Annotated in this window: 14 protein-coding genes and 1 tRNA gene; 7 read left to right on the plus strand and 8 right to left on the minus strand. The window is 72.2% G+C overall.

Going from position 1 to position 13,550, the window contains the following annotated elements:
- Window positions 1–120: 120 nt before the first annotated feature.
- Window positions 121–495: a hypothetical protein gene (locus EAO73_RS30155; RefSeq protein WP_018524740.1), complete on the plus strand. Its 375-nt coding sequence runs from the start codon at window positions 121–123 to the stop codon at window positions 493–495.
- Between the two features lie 48 nt (window positions 496–543).
- Here EAO73_RS30155 and EAO73_RS30160 read toward each other — a convergent pair whose 3' ends face one another.
- Window positions 544–1,389, minus strand: coding sequence for a MurR/RpiR family transcriptional regulator (locus EAO73_RS30160; RefSeq protein ID WP_147974697.1), 846 nt, complete (start codon window positions 1,387–1,389; stop codon window positions 544–546).
- Between the two features lie 258 nt (window positions 1,390–1,647).
- Here EAO73_RS30160 and EAO73_RS30165 point away from each other — a divergent pair, with 258 nt between their 5' ends.
- Window positions 1,648–2,073 (plus strand): hypothetical protein, encoded by a 426-nt coding sequence (locus EAO73_RS30165; RefSeq protein WP_147974698.1) that lies wholly within the window; start codon window positions 1,648–1,650, stop codon window positions 2,071–2,073.
- 3 nt (window positions 2,074–2,076) lie between these two features.
- Here the strand turns inward: EAO73_RS30165 and EAO73_RS30170 are convergent, their stop codons facing one another.
- Window positions 2,077–2,838, minus strand: coding sequence for an SDR family oxidoreductase (locus EAO73_RS30170; protein ID WP_147974699.1), 762 nt, complete (start codon window positions 2,836–2,838; stop codon window positions 2,077–2,079).
- 148 nt (window positions 2,839–2,986) lie between these two features.
- Here EAO73_RS30170 and EAO73_RS30175 point away from each other — a divergent pair, with 148 nt between their 5' ends.
- A complete protein-coding gene (locus EAO73_RS30175; RefSeq protein ID WP_147974700.1) occupies window positions 2,987–3,847 on the plus strand; it encodes a helix-turn-helix transcriptional regulator in 861 nt (286 codons plus the stop codon).
- Between the two features lie 290 nt (window positions 3,848–4,137).
- Here EAO73_RS30175 and EAO73_RS30180 read toward each other — a convergent pair whose 3' ends face one another.
- Entirely contained in the window at window positions 4,138–5,544 is a 1,407-nt protein-coding gene (locus EAO73_RS30180; RefSeq protein WP_147974701.1) for a cystathionine beta-synthase, read from the minus strand.
- Window positions 5,545–5,708: 164 nt separating this feature from the next.
- Between EAO73_RS30180 and EAO73_RS30185 the strand changes: the two genes are divergently transcribed.
- The 3 genes from EAO73_RS30185 to EAO73_RS30195 all read left to right on the plus strand — a co-directional run bounded on the left by EAO73_RS30185 (window position 5,709) and on the right by EAO73_RS30195 (window position 9,342).
- Window positions 5,709–6,797, plus strand: a complete 1,089-nt coding sequence (locus tag EAO73_RS30185; protein ID WP_147975383.1) for an SGNH/GDSL hydrolase family protein — start codon at window positions 5,709–5,711, stop codon at window positions 6,795–6,797.
- Between the two features lie 224 nt (window positions 6,798–7,021).
- Window positions 7,022–8,242, plus strand: a complete 1,221-nt coding sequence (locus EAO73_RS30190; RefSeq protein ID WP_147974702.1) for an acetyl-CoA C-acetyltransferase — start codon at window positions 7,022–7,024, stop codon at window positions 8,240–8,242.
- A gap of 245 nt (window positions 8,243–8,487) precedes the next feature.
- Window positions 8,488–9,342, plus strand: coding sequence for a hypothetical protein (locus EAO73_RS30195; protein ID WP_224756521.1), 855 nt, complete (start codon window positions 8,488–8,490; stop codon window positions 9,340–9,342).
- Between the two features lie 74 nt (window positions 9,343–9,416).
- On the opposite strand, the gene EAO73_RS30200 is transcribed toward EAO73_RS30195, so the two are convergent.
- The 5 genes from EAO73_RS30200 to EAO73_RS30220 form a co-directional block, all read right to left on the minus strand.
- On the minus strand, window positions 9,417–9,734 hold the full coding sequence (locus tag EAO73_RS30200; protein ID WP_147974703.1) for a hypothetical protein: 318 nt from the start codon (window positions 9,732–9,734) through the stop codon (window positions 9,417–9,419).
- An 88-nt stretch (window positions 9,735–9,822) separates the two neighbouring features.
- Window positions 9,823–10,692: a Bax inhibitor-1/YccA family membrane protein gene (locus tag EAO73_RS30205; RefSeq protein ID WP_147974704.1), complete on the minus strand. Its 870-nt coding sequence runs from the start codon at window positions 10,690–10,692 to the stop codon at window positions 9,823–9,825.
- Window positions 10,693–10,836: 144 nt separating this feature from the next.
- Window positions 10,837–11,442: a DinB family protein gene (locus tag EAO73_RS30210; protein WP_147974705.1), complete on the minus strand. Its 606-nt coding sequence runs from the start codon at window positions 11,440–11,442 to the stop codon at window positions 10,837–10,839.
- A gap of 60 nt (window positions 11,443–11,502) precedes the next feature.
- Window positions 11,503–11,871: a DUF4259 domain-containing protein gene (locus tag EAO73_RS30215; RefSeq protein WP_147974706.1), complete on the minus strand. Its 369-nt coding sequence runs from the start codon at window positions 11,869–11,871 to the stop codon at window positions 11,503–11,505.
- Window positions 11,872–12,029: 158 nt separating this feature from the next.
- Window positions 12,030–12,115: transfer RNA gene (locus tag EAO73_RS30220), tRNA-Leu, on the minus strand.
- 608 nt (window positions 12,116–12,723) lie between these two features.
- Between EAO73_RS30220 and EAO73_RS30225 the strand changes: the two genes are divergently transcribed.
- On the plus strand, window positions 12,724–13,494 hold the full coding sequence (locus tag EAO73_RS30225) for an ABC transporter ATP-binding protein (RefSeq protein ID WP_147974707.1): 771 nt from the start codon (window positions 12,724–12,726) through the stop codon (window positions 13,492–13,494).
- Window positions 13,495–13,550: the final 56 nt, after the last annotated feature.

The raw sequence follows: 13,550 nt of genomic DNA on the forward strand, positions 1-13,550 counted from the left end.
CCCCCCGCAGCAGCCGGGTGCCCTCCCCCAGCGCCCGACCTGAGCCCACTGGCATCACCCGCACCACGCGCACCAACGGAACCGGCCGCAGCGGCCGGACAGAGAAAGGGAGCACCACTCATGGCGAACACCGAAGCGTCACTGAAGGAAGCGATGTCGTCCATCGAGGGCACCACCGGTGTCGCCCTCGTCGACTACACGAGCGGCATGGCCCTGGGCACGCTCGGCGGCGGCAAGGAGTTCAACCTGGAGGTCGCGGCCGCCGGCAACACCGATGTCGTACGCGCCAAGCTCCGCACCATGGAGCACCTCGGCATCAAGGACGAGATCGAGGACATCCTGATCACCCTGGGCACCCAGTACCACCTGATCCGGCTGCTCAAGACCCGGGGAAACAACGGCCTGTTCCTCTACCTGGTCCTCGACGGGAGCCGGGCGAACCTGGCGATGGCCCGCCACCAGCTGAAGAAGATCGAGGCGGACCTGGAGGTCTGAGCGGCCGAGGGGCGTGCGGGCCGTCCTCGGCCCGCACGCCGCCCCGCCTCACTCCACGAACAGCCCCCGCGCCGCCGCCCCCGTGTCGAACTCCTCCAGGCGGGCCTGGGCGTCCGGGAGGTCGTCGCACATGGCCTCCAGCAGCACCCGGCCCAGCAGCATCGGGGCGCAGGCGGTGTCGAAGGCGAGGCCGGTGCCGACGGCGGCCGGGATGAGCAGGTCGCTGTGGCGGGCCACCGGGGCGAACGCGGAGTCGGCCACCGACACCACGGTCAGCCCCCGGCCCCGCGCGTACGCGAGCGCGTCCACGACCTCCCGGGGGTGACGGGGCAGCGCGAAGCAGATCAGCGCGCTCGCCCCGGCCCGCCGGGCCGCGTCGATCCGGTCGTGCAGCATGCTGCCGCCCTCGTCGAGCACCCGGACGTCCGGGTGCACCTTGGCGGCGAAGTAGCCGAACCCCCGCGCCTGCGAGGACGCCGCGCGCAGCCCGAGCACCGGCAGCGGCCGGGACGCGGCGAGCAGCCGGCCGGCCCGCTCCACCGGGCCCGGGTCGGCGAGGAGTTCGGCGAGATGGCGCAGGTTCTCGATCTCCCCGAGCACCGCCTGCTGGTACTCGTTGTACGTCTCCTCGCCCTCTCCCGCCTCCGCCCCGGCCGGGGCCACCTCGCGCAGGTGCTTGCGCAGCGCGGGATAGCCGTCGAAGCCGAGCGCCACGGCGAACCGGGTGACCGAGGGCTGGCTGACCCCGGCCAGTTCCGCCAGCTCGACGCTGGAGAGGAACGGGGCGTCACCGGCCCTGCGCACCATCGAGTGCGCGATGCGCCGCTGCGTGGGCGTGAGCCGGCGCCCCTCGAACAGCTCCTGCAACCGCGCGGCCGGGCTGCTCCCGCTCATCCTGTCCCCTCGGTAGGTCCGCCGCGCCGAGGCCCGGCGCCGACGAATCCATTCAGCCAGCAAGGGGTCTGCATGTCCATATGCAGCCGGGCCGGTCGGCCCGCGGGTGCCCCGGCCGGGACCTCGCCCCGTCGGCCCGTACACCGACGGACGCGGTCTCCCCGCGTCGGGCACGGCGTCACGGACGACTTTCCCGCACCGGAAACCGGGGGGCTAGCCCCACTGACCCGGCCGCCTGCGCTTCGTAGCGTGGCAACCATGGACGCATCGGACACCGAGCTCGACAGAGAGCTCAAGGCGACTCTGCAGGCCCGCAGCGAACTGGGGGCCGACTACGACTCCGCGCTCGTCGAGTCGTTCCTGGAGAAGGTGGAACAGCGGCTCGACGCCACGCTCGACCGCAGGGTCCGGCGGCATCTCGCCGAGGAACGGACCTCGGTCGCCCGGGGCGCGCGGCCCGCGTCGCAGCCGCCCGGGAACTTCGGGGAGCGGTTCGGGTTCGGGATCATCTCCCTGGTCCTGGCCGTCCCGCTGTCCGCGATCGGCGCCGCGAACGCCGGCATCGGCGGGCTCGTCGTGGCCTGGATCGGCATCGTCGGCGTCAACGTCGTCCAGGCCGGGCACGGCAAGCGGCTGTTCCGTGGCCGCGAGGAGCGGCGGACGGCCTCCGACTGGGAGGACTGACCCTCACGCCTGACGGGTCGGCAGGACGACCAGCTGGCGCAGGTTGATGTGGCGGGCGCGGCTCGTGGTGTACGCGATGAGGTCGGCGATCTCGTCGGAGGAGAGGCCGCCCAGCGCCTCGAACATGCCGTCCAGCTGACCGCTCAGCTCCGCGTTGTCGACGTGCCCGGCCAGCTCCGAGTCGGTGAGGCCCGGCTCGATGTTGGTGACCCGGACGTCGCGCGGCCCGAGTTCGGTGCGCAGCGAGGCGGACAGGTAGGTGAGCGCGGCCTTCGTGGCGCCGTAGACCGCGTAGTTGGGGAACGTGATGTGCGCGCCGATCGAGGAGATGTTGACCAGGTCGGCGGTGCGGCCCCCGGCGGCGGCCGCCACCAGGTCGGCGGTGAAGGCCCGGATGACGCGCAGCGCGCCGGCCACGTTGGTGTCGAGCATGCGCTGCCACTCGTCGGCGCGCCCCGCGTCCAGCGGGTTCGGCAGCATCACCCCGGCCGCGTTGACCACCAGGTCCACCGGGCCGAACGCGTCGTGCACCCGCTCCGCCGCCGCGTCCACGGACGCCTGGTCGGTGACGTCGGCGGCGACGGCGAGGGCCTGGCCGCCGTCCGCGGTGATCTTCCCGGCCAGTTCCTCCAGCCGTTCCGCGCGGCGGGCCAGCAGAGCCACCCGTACGCCCTGGGCGGCGAGCAGCCGGGCGGTCGCCGCGCCCATGCCGCTGGCGGCTCCGGTGACGACGGCGGTGCGGCCTGCGAGCGTCTCGTACGACATGTGTACTCCCCGGTTCGGTGTCCGGCCGGGGCGTCTCCCCCGGCCGGACACCACTCTGGTCCGGGCGGCGCGGGCCACCCAGGGATGCGTTGTTCCTGGGTCTGCCAGTACCAGGCTGCGCGGGCGCCGTTCTCCTACGATCACACCCATGGACGGCGAACTCGGTGACTTCCTGCGCTCACGGCGCGCCCGCATCAGCCCCGAGGACGTGGGCCTCAACTCGTACGGCCGCAGGCGCGTTCCGGGCCTGCGGCGCGAGGAGGTGGCGCAGCTCGCCGGGGTGAGCGTCGACTACTACATCCGGCTGGAGCAGGGGCGCGGGCCCAGCGTCTCGGACGCGGTGCTCGACGCGATAGCCCGGGTGCTCCGGCTCGACGGGACGGAGCAGGCGTATCTGCGGACGGTGGCGCGGCCCAACGGGCGCAAGGCTCCGGCTCCCGCGGTCCGGCGGGTACGGCCGGGACTGCGGCTGCTGCTCGACCTGTTCGACCGGGCGCCCGCCTTCGTGCTGGGCCGGCGGATGGACGTGCTGGCGTGGAACGCGCTGGGCGACGCCCTCAACGGCTTCTCCCGGATGCCGGCCGGCGAGCGCAACATGCCGCGCCAGGCGTTCCTGGCACCGGGGGCGCGGGAGTTGTACCAGGACTGGCCGGCCGTGGCGGCGGAGACGGTCGCCTATCTGCGCCTGGACGCGGGGCTGCACCCGGACGACAAGGAACTGGCCGCTCTGGTCGGCGAGTTGTCGGTCAAGAGTGAGGACTTCCGCCGGCTGTGGGCGGACCACCAGGTGAAGGCGAAGACGTACGGCGTGAAGCGGATGGCCCACCCGGTGGTGGGTGCGCTGACGCTTCCTTACGAGACGCTCGCGGTGCCCGGCGAGCCGGAACTCTCACTGGTCGTCTACACCCCGGAGCCGGGTTCGGAGACGGCCGAGCGGGTCGCCCTGCTGGCGAGCTGGTCGGCGCAGGGCCCCGAGGAGCCGAAGGACGCGCGGGAGCTGCGCGCGTAGACGGTATGTCGCGGGGACCGCCGCACCCCCGGTTTCCCAGGGGGCGGGACGACGGCGGTCCCCGCGAAGGACGCGGCTGCCCGGGTCAGGGCCGGGTGACGCGTCCGGGCGACGGTGGAGGTCCGGGAGCCGCTCCGTAGTCCGTGTCGCCGTTCCGGTGCCGGGGGGTTTCCCCTCCGACACCCACTAATCTGCCCGAGCCGTGTTAAGCGGGTGCTGCGGCCACGTGACGCACGCGTACCGTTTTCGCGAAGGGCGCGTCCACATGGCCTTTTCCCCGCCGGGCGGTTCTACGCCTTCGCGGCCGGGGCGTCCTTGGCCAGGTAGGCCAGCAGGTCCTGACGGCTGACGACGCCCTTGGGCTTGCCCTCCACCAGCACGATCGCCGCGTCCGCCGCGCCGGTGCCGCCGAGCACCGCCATCAGGTCCTCGACCGGTTCGCCGGAGCCGACCTGCGGCAGCGGCGGCGACATGTGCTTCTCCAGCGGATCGGTGAGCGAGGCGCGCTGGGCGAACAGCGCGTTCAGCAGCTCCCGCTCGACGACCGAGCCGATGACCTCGGCGGCCATCACGTCCGGGTGGCCCGCGCCCGGCTTCACGATGGGCATCTGCGAGACGCCGTACTCGCGCAGCACGTCGATCGCCTCGCCGACCGTCTCCTCCGGGTGCATGTGGACGAGGGTGGGGATCGGCCCCTCCTTGTGGTTCAGGACGTCCGCGACGCGGGCCGAGGGCCCGGTGTCCTCCAGGAAGCCGTAGTCGGCCATCCACTCGTCGTTGAAGATCTTCGAGAGGTAGCCGCGCCCGCTGTCCGGGAGCAGGACGACGACCACGTCCTCGGGACCGAGCCGCTTCGCGACCTCAAGGGCGCCCACGACCGCCATGCCGCAGGAGCCGCCGACGAGCAGCCCCTCCTCCTTGGCGAGGCGGCGGGTCATCTGGAACGAGTCCTTGTCGGACACGGCGACGATCTCGTCGGTGACCGTCCGGTCGTACGCCGAGGGCCAGAAGTCCTCGCCGACGCCCTCGACGAGGTACGGCCGGCCGGAGCCGCCGGAGTAGACCGAGCCCTCCGGGTCTGCGCCGACGACCTGGACCGCGCCGCCGCTGACCTCCTTCAGATAGCGCCCGGTACCGCTGATCGTGCCGCCGGTGCCGACGCCCGCCACGAAGTGGGTGATCTTCCCCTCCGTCTGCTCCCACAGCTCGGGACCGGTGGTCTCGTAGTGGGAACGCGGGTTGTTGGGGTTGGAGTACTGGTCGGGCTTCCAGGCTCCCGGCGTCTCACGGACCAGCCGGTCGGAGACGTTGTAGTAGGAGTCGGGGTGCTCGGGGTCGACCGCCGTGGGGCAGACGACGACCTCGGCACCGTAGGCGCGCAGTACGTTGATCTTGTCCGTGGACACCTTGTCCGGGCAGACGAAGACGCACTTGTAGCCCTTCTGCTGCGCGACGATCGCCAGGCCGACGCCCGTGTTGCCGCTCGTCGGCTCGACGATCGTTCCGCCGGGCTTCAGCTCGCCGCTCTGTTCGGCGGCCTCGATCATGCGCAGGGCGATGCGGTCCTTGACCGACCCGCCGGGGTTGAAGTACTCGACCTTGGCCAGGACCGTCGCCTGGATGCCGGCCGTGACACTGCGCAGCCTCACCAGCGGGGTATTGCCTACGAGACTGATCATCGAATCGTGGAATTGCACCGTGTACTCCGGGGTCTCCGAGATGGTCCGGCAAGCGTATGCGTACGGGCACGGGATTGGACGGCGCGATTGAACAACGGCCGGTAGCGGGCAGGTAGCTGTGTGTACGGCTCTACGGCGGTACGTGCGACGAGGAGGTGGACCGGACTGTGTCGACGGCAAGGGTGGCACGGCGGATCGCGGCGGGCGCGGCCTACGGCGGTGGCAGCATCGGGCTGCTGGGCGCCGCGGCCGTTGGTGTCCTGCTGGCGGAGGTCCAGCTGGCGAAGCGGCAGGTGGGCGGCGGTATCGCGCCGGTCCCGCCGAGCGCGGACGGGCGGTACGGGGTGGCGTTCACGGGCCCGGCGGAGCCGTTGCGCCTCGGGCTGCTCGGGGACTCCACGGCGGCCGGACAGGGGGTGCGGCGGGCCGGGCAGACCCCAGGGGCGCTGCTGGCGTCGGGGCTGGCGGCGGTGTCGGAGCGGCCGGTGGATCTGCGCAACGTGGCGCTGCCGGGTGCGCGGTCGGACGATCTGGAGCGGCAGGTCTCCCTGCTGCTCGCGGACCCGGCCCGGACGCCCGACGTGTGCGTGATCATGATCGGCGCCAACGACGTGACGCACCGGATGCCCGCGACCCAGTCGGTGCGCTGTCTGACGACGGCGGTGCGCAGGCTGCGGACGGCCGGGGCGGAGGTCGTCGTCGGGACCTGTCCGGATCTGGGCACGATCGAGCCGGTCTACCAGCCGTTGCGCTGGCTGGCCCGGCGGGTGAGCCGGCAGCTGGCGGCGGCGCAGACGATCGGCGCGGTGGAGCAGGGCGGGCGCACGGTGTCGCTGGGCGATCTGCTGGGCCCGGAGTTCGAGGAGAACCCGCGCGAGCTGTTCGGCCCGGACAACTACCACCCGTCGGCCGAGGGCTACGCGACCGCGGCCATGGCGGTGCTGCCGACGCTGTGCGCGGTGCTGGGCCTGTGGCCGGAGTCCGACCGGCTGGACGGCGCCCGGCGCGAGGACATGCTGCCGGTGGCCGAGGCGGCCTCCCAGGCGGCCAAGGAAGCCGGTACGGAGGTCACCGGGGCCCGTGCGCCCTGGGCCCTGCTCAAGCACCGCAGGCGGCGGCGTCTGCCCGCGTCCACGGAGCCGCACCCCCACCCCCACCCGCACCCGGAGCCCGGGGGCTCGACCCGCCTCGATCACCGGCTCGGCACGGACGCGGACGGCACACCGAGGCACGCGTGGGTCCGCCGGCCGGGCGGCCCCCCGCGGGAATGACGTCTTCCTCCGCGCGGCCGCCGGGGGCCGCCCCGCCCCGGCGGCCGCCCCGGGAATGCACTCGCTGACTGAGCGGTTGCTTAGAAAAGAGGCCCGCATCACATGCCGCCTCGGGTGACCCGGGCGCTACGTCCGGGTAATTTCCAGAGCAGTCGTGCCGTACCGCCGGGTCTGCCCGCTCCCTCAGGCAGCCTGTCCGCCCTCAGCCCCCATGGAGCCGCGTGATGCCCGAAGCCGTGATCGTCTCTGCCGCCCGTTCGCCCATCGGCCGGGCCTTCAAGGGTTCGCTGAAGGACCTGCGCGCGGACGACCTGACCGCCACGATCATCCAGACCGCGCTGGCCAAGGTCCCCGAGCTGGACCCGAAGGACATCGACGACCTGATGCTCGGCTGCGGCCTGCCCGGCGGCGAGCAGGGCAACAACCTGGGCCGCATCATCGCCGTACAGATGGGGATGGACCACCTTCCCGGCTGTACGGTCACCCGCTACTGCTCGTCCTCGCTGCAGACCAGCCGTATGGCCCTGCACGCGATCAAGGCCGGCGAGGGCGACGTCTTCATCTCGGCCGGTGTCGAGATGGTGTCCCGCTTCGCCAAGGGCAACTCGGACAGCCTGCCGGACACGCACAACCCGCTCTTCGCCGAGGCCGAGGCCCGCACCGCCGCGCGCGCCGAGGAGTCCGGTGCGAGCTGGCACGACCCGCGCGAGGACGGCCTTGTCCCGGACGCCTACATCTCCATGGGCCAGACCGCGGAGAACCTGGCCCGGCTCAAGGGCGTGACCCGCCAGGACATGGACGAGTTCGGCGTACGGTCGCAGAACCTCGCCGAGGAGGCCCTGAAGAACGGCTTCTGGGAGCGCGAGATCACCCCGGTGACCACGCCGGACGGCACCGTCGTCGCCAAGGACGACGGCCCGCGCGCGGGCGTCACGCTGGAGGGCGTCCAGGGCCTGAAGCCGGTCTTCCGCCCGGACGGCCTGGTCACGGCCGGCAACTGCTGCCCGCTCAACGACGGCGCCGCCGCGCTCGTGATCATGTCCGACACCAAGGCGCGCGAGCTGGGCCTGACCCCGCTGGCCCGGATCGTCTCCACCGGCGTCTCGGGCCTCTCCCCCGAGATCATGGGCTACGGCCCCGTCGAGGCGAGCAAGCAGGCCCTGAAGCGGGCCGGGCTGACCGTCGGCGACATCGACCTGGCCGAGATCAACGAGGCGTTCGCCGCCCAGGTCATCCCCTCCTACCGCGACCTCGGCCTGCCGCTGGACAAGGTCAACGTCAACGGCGGCGCCATCGCCGTCGGCCACCCCTTCGGCATGACCGGCGCGCGCATCACCGGCACGCTGATCAACAGCCTCCAGTTCCACGACAAGCAGTTCGGTCTGGAGACCATGTGCGTCGGCGGCGGCCAGGGCATGGCGATGGTCATCGAGCGTCTGAGCTGATCAGAGCGGGTTCCCGGCCCGGGAGGGCCACCGAGCCCCGACCGTGACCGAATCTCCCCCAGGATGTGATCTATGTCCTGGGGGAGAGCCGTTTCCGCAGGTCACACCAGCCACAAGGGGAGACCCCGGGCACAAAGACCTGTCCAATTCGTGACGTAATGCACTGACACAGGGTGCCGCTTGGGCCCAAGCTGATGTAGGAAGTCGGGGGATCGATTGAAACCGGGAGTATGTCAGTGAGCGCCATGCCTCTTGCCCTGTTGCTGACCACCGCCGCCGCCACGGCCGTGGGCGCCGCCGCTCTGCACGCTGCTCACGGGCTGCGCAGGCAGGTCTCGGCGCTCCGGAAGGAACTCGCCGACGGTCGCGCCCTTACAGCCGCCGTACCCCCTCAGACCCGCAACGACACCACCTCCGCCGAAGAAATACGCGCGGCGGTCGCCGAGGCACTGGCCGAGGAGCGTGAGCGGGAGCTCGCCGAGGCCCGTGCGTTCTGGGCCACGCAGGAGGCGCGGGACGCCGCCGACGCCCCGTCGCTGCTGGGCGGTCTGGCGGGCCTGGGCGAGGACGCGCCGTTCTTCATGCCGCGTCAGAGCGACTTCGCCGGTCTCGAAGCGATGGACCTGGACGCGACGGAGGCCCTGGACGAGCTGACCGAGCTGGCGGGCATGAGCGAGCTGACGGACATGGCGGAGCTTCCGGAGGCGGCGGAGTTCGCCGAGGACTCCCCCGAGCTGGCCGCGGCCCGCCGCCGCCACCCCTCGCACCCCGACTTCGTACCGGTCCAGACGCCCGTCGTCACCGACCACGAGCGCACGGTGAGCCGCCTGGAGGAGCTGGCGGACAGCCGTACGGAGCTCTCCGACGTGCGCCCCGGCCCGCTCGGCACGCTCGACGTGTACGTGTTCGCCGACGGCACGACGCTCTGTATGACCCCCGGCCACCGCGAGACGGCCGAGCGGCTGGCCGACTCCCTGCGGGCCGGTGAGCACCCGGTGCTGCTGGGCGGCTCCGGTGTCTCCGGCGCGTACGCGCTGACGTTCTCCTGCGGCAGGGAGAACGTCTACATACTCGCGGACCGCGTCATAGCGAGCTTCTGAGCACGCTCCGACGCCGGTCCTCCGGCCCCCCGGAAGCGGCTCTCGCCGGCCGCTTCCCCCACGCGGCCCGCGGCCTAGGCGAAGGCCCGCCCGGCAGCCGCCTCCACGTATCGCACGGCCTCGTCCAGCTCCACGGACGGGGCCGTTTCCAGTGCCACGGCCAGGTCGCGCCCGGCGACGGCGAGCTGGTCGCCGACCGCGAACACCCCGGCGTCCGGCATGACCCGGGGCTCCCGGCCGGGCTCCTCGGCGCGCTGGGCCCGCGCCGACAGCTCCCGCGCGGCGGCCAGGCCCGCGGCGGCGGCCCCCCGCTGGAGCCTGCTCTGCGGGGCGGCGCGCAGCCGGTCGGCGAATCGGTCCACGGCGATGATCAGGGGCGTCGTATCGAGCACCCCGCGACCCTACCCACCCGCACACACGGAAGCGGCCCGCGGCCTCCGGAAGGAGACCGCGGGCCGCTTCGGGGTCCGCAGGGGCCGATCAGTCGTCCCCGCTGAGGATGGAGAGCAGGCGCAGCATCTCCAGGTAGATCCACACCAGGGTCATGGTCAGGCCGAAGGCGGCCAGCCAGGACTCCTCGCGCGGTGCGCCGTACGCGATACCGTCCTCGACCTGCTTGAAGTCGAGGGCCAGGAAGCAGGCGCCGAGGATGATGCCGATGACACCGAACAGGATGCCCAGGCCACCGCTGCGGAAGCCGAGGCCGTCACCGCCGCCGAAGGCGGCGAACAGCAGGTTGACCACCATCAGGAGCAGGAAGCCCATGGCGGCGGCCATCACAAAGCCGTAGAAGCGGCGGGTGACGCGGATCCAGCGCATCTTGTACGCCAGCAGCACACCGGCGAAGACACACATGGTGCCCAGCACCGCCTGCATCACGACGCCCGGCCCGATGTACGTGCTGACCGCGCTGGAGATGACGCCGAGGAACACGCCCTCGAAGGCGGCGTACGCCAGGATCAGCGCGGGTACGGGCTTGCGCTTGAAGGACTGGACGAGCGACAGCACGAACGCGATGATCGCCGCGCCGATGGCGATGCCGTACGACTTGTTGAGGTTCGCCTCGTCGACCGGCAGCAGCGCCCAGGCGAGCGCGGCGCCGAGCACGACCGTGCCCAGCGTCATCGCCGTGCGCGTGACGACGTCGTCGATGGTCATCGCACCGGTACGGGCCGGCGCGGGGGCGCCCGTGGGGGCGTAGGGGTTCGTCGCGTATGGGTTCGGGGCGGTGCCCTGTGCGTACGGGTTGGTACCCGCTGCGGGGGCCCCGGCCTGCGGCGCGTTGAAGCCCGCGTAACCGTTGTCGCGGCTGAAGCCCCGTCGCGAGAAGACCGGGTTGCTGCTCCTCATCTCACTCCTCCATGGCCACCCAGCGTGGCCTTCCCACAAGAGTAATGGGTAGGCAAAGCAATCAGCCTAGTGCCGAAGGAGGATCTTTCCCCCGGACCGGCCGAGCGCGGCCCCGACGGGCGGCGGCACGCCGTCACCGTGCGGTCACCCCGCGGCACGTGCGCCCGCTTCCCGGGCCGCGCCCTCCACACGTTCCCGGTGGCCGCGCCACCATGCCTCGTCACCGGGCGCCGTGTCCCCACTCCCCCGCCGCAGCCCCGCGGCCCCGTCGATCAGCTCCCGGACGACATCGGCGTGCCCGGCATGGCGCTGGGTCTCGGCGACGAGATGGACGAGGACGCGGTGGAGCGACAACGCGGGCCCCTCACCCCCGTCCTCCCCGGGCAGCCGCCCCACCGCGTCCAGCCCGAACGCCTCGACGGTCGCGTCGGAGTGCGCCCACACCCGCCGGTACCGCCCGGTGATCTCCTCGCGGGTCTCGTCGGGCGTCGCCCACAGATCGGCGTTGGGCTCGGCGTCCCCGGTGATCCACAGCCCCGGCGCGTCGACGGGCCGCCCGAAGGCGGTCCCGAGATAGAACGCCTCGGCCCCGGTCACATGCTTGACGAGCCCGAGCAGATTGGTTCCGGTGGGCGTGAGAGGACGCCGGACGTCGTACTCACCGAGCCCGTCGAGCTTCCAGAGAAAGGCGTCGCGGGCGTCCTGGAGGTAGAGCCGCAGGTCGCGCTTGTACGCATCCGTATCCGTCATGCGCCCAACCTGCCGCTACCAGGCTCCCGCGCCCCACCGGATTTCCCGGTCCGTGGACACCTACCGCTCCTCGGCGGCCTCCGCCAGCCGGTCGAAGGTGCCCCTCAGCACCGCCCGCCGCTCGTCCTTGAACCCGTCGACCGGCTCCAGACCGTCGATGCTCCGCTCCCACACCGCCATGTACGCGTCCCGCCACTGCCGGACCACCTCCGGCGCGGGCAGCGTCACGCCCACCCAGCCGCGCTCGTGCAGGAGGAGGAGCAGCTCCAGATCGCAGGGGACGGCCACCCCGTCGTACTCGTCGGGCTCGATCCCCACCGGATCACCCGCCATGGCCTCGGTCACCCGGCCGACGAGCCGGTCCACAAGACCGGAAAGATGGTCCGCCGCCGTATCACTGTCGAAGTTCCCCGCACCCCAGGTCCCCATGACCCCGCTCCTCACCCCGCGTTGACGCCATCCGGAGGGCCATGACACCAGGCGCCACTGACAGCGGGGGTCATCGGAGCGCGCCGGCGGGGCATCACGTCGCGGGGCCGGCTCAGCCGTTTCCGGGGCCGGCGCTCTCCTTGCGACGTCGTACGCGATGGTGCCCGGAACCGGACTCGAACCGGTACGCCCCCGAGGGGCAGCGAGGTTTAAGCTCGCCGTGTCTGCATTCCACCATCCGGGCTTGGCGCGCGGCTCCGCGTTGGCACATGACCCTATCCGGGGGGCCCGGCGCGATCAGCCGAACAGTGGCTCGATGTTGTCTTATTTATCGATCGCTTGAGGCCCCGTCAGCGCACGTCGGAGGCATACCCACATGCCCGGGGGAGATGGCGGGAGCCCCGGAGTGCCGGGCGAATTGACGGAAAGTCGCCGCACCGACACAGGCGATTCGCCAGGGGCGCGCCACTGATCGCCAGGGCCGCGCCACCTCGTGGCCGATTCCAGGACCCGATCCGGTCGTTCACGCATCGCGGGACCGGGCGTGTCCCCCGCGTGGGCGGGGCGTGGACGGACCCTCCAGGGCCGTACGGGCGCCGGGCCCCTCGGGCCTGTCCGGCGGATCTTCGCGGGACAGCCCCTAGGCCGCGCGGAGGCGGATGTCATACCCGAGGAGGACGCCGGGGGCCCGATCGTGCGACTCAAGAGGGCCCCGGGAACGGGCACCGGGAGTGACGACTCACGGCCGTGCGGCGGAGACGATGGAGCGGTACCCCTGACCCGGGGCCCACGCCGACGCGGCGGGCCGCCGGGCGGGTCCCGTCCCGTACGCACCCCACCCTGGAGTCTGCTGTGACCACCATGTCCACCGCTCACCGCGCCACCGCGGTGGCCGCCCGCGCCACGGAACTGTCCAAGGTCTACGGCGAGGGCGAGACCCGGGTGACCGCTCTCGACCGGGTCACCGTGGACTTCCCGCAGGGCGAGTTCACCGCGATCATGGGCCCGTCGGGCTCCGGCAAGTCCACACTGATGCACTGCGTGGCCGGCCTCGACAGCTTCAGCAGCGGTTCGGTGCGCATCGGCGAGACGGAACTGGGCTCGCTCAAGGACAAGCAGCTCACGCAGCTGCGCCGGGACAAGATCGGCTTCATCTTCCAGGCGTTCAACCTGCTGCCGACGCTCACCGCCCTGGAGAACATCACGCTCCCGATGGACATCGCGGGCCGCAAGCCGAACCAGGAGTGGCTGCACCGCGTCATCGACATGGTGGGCCTCTCCGACCGGCTGAAGCACCGCCCCACCGAGCTCTCCGGCGGTCAGCAGCAGCGCGTGGCCGTGGCCCGCGCCCTGGCCTCGCAGCCCGAGATCATCTTCGGGGACGAGCCGACCGGCAACCTGGACTCCCGCTCGGGCGCCGAGGTCCTGGGCTTCCTGCGCAACTCCGTGCGCGAACTGGGCCAGACCGTGGTGATGGTGACCCACGACCCGGTCGCCGCCTCCTACGCGGACCGCGTCATCTTCCTGGCCGACGGAGCGATCGTCGACCAGATGATCGGCCCGACCGCCGACGGGGTGCTGGACCGGATGAAGGCGTTCGACGCCAAGGGCCGCACCAGCTGAGCCGGCCCGTACCGGCGCTTCGTCCCCCTTACTCCGGTTACTCCGGCCCCTTTCTC

This window comes from Streptomyces sp. col6 (genome assembly GCF_008042035.1).
Taxonomy (GTDB): Bacteria; Actinomycetota; Actinomycetes; order Streptomycetales; family Streptomycetaceae; genus Streptomyces.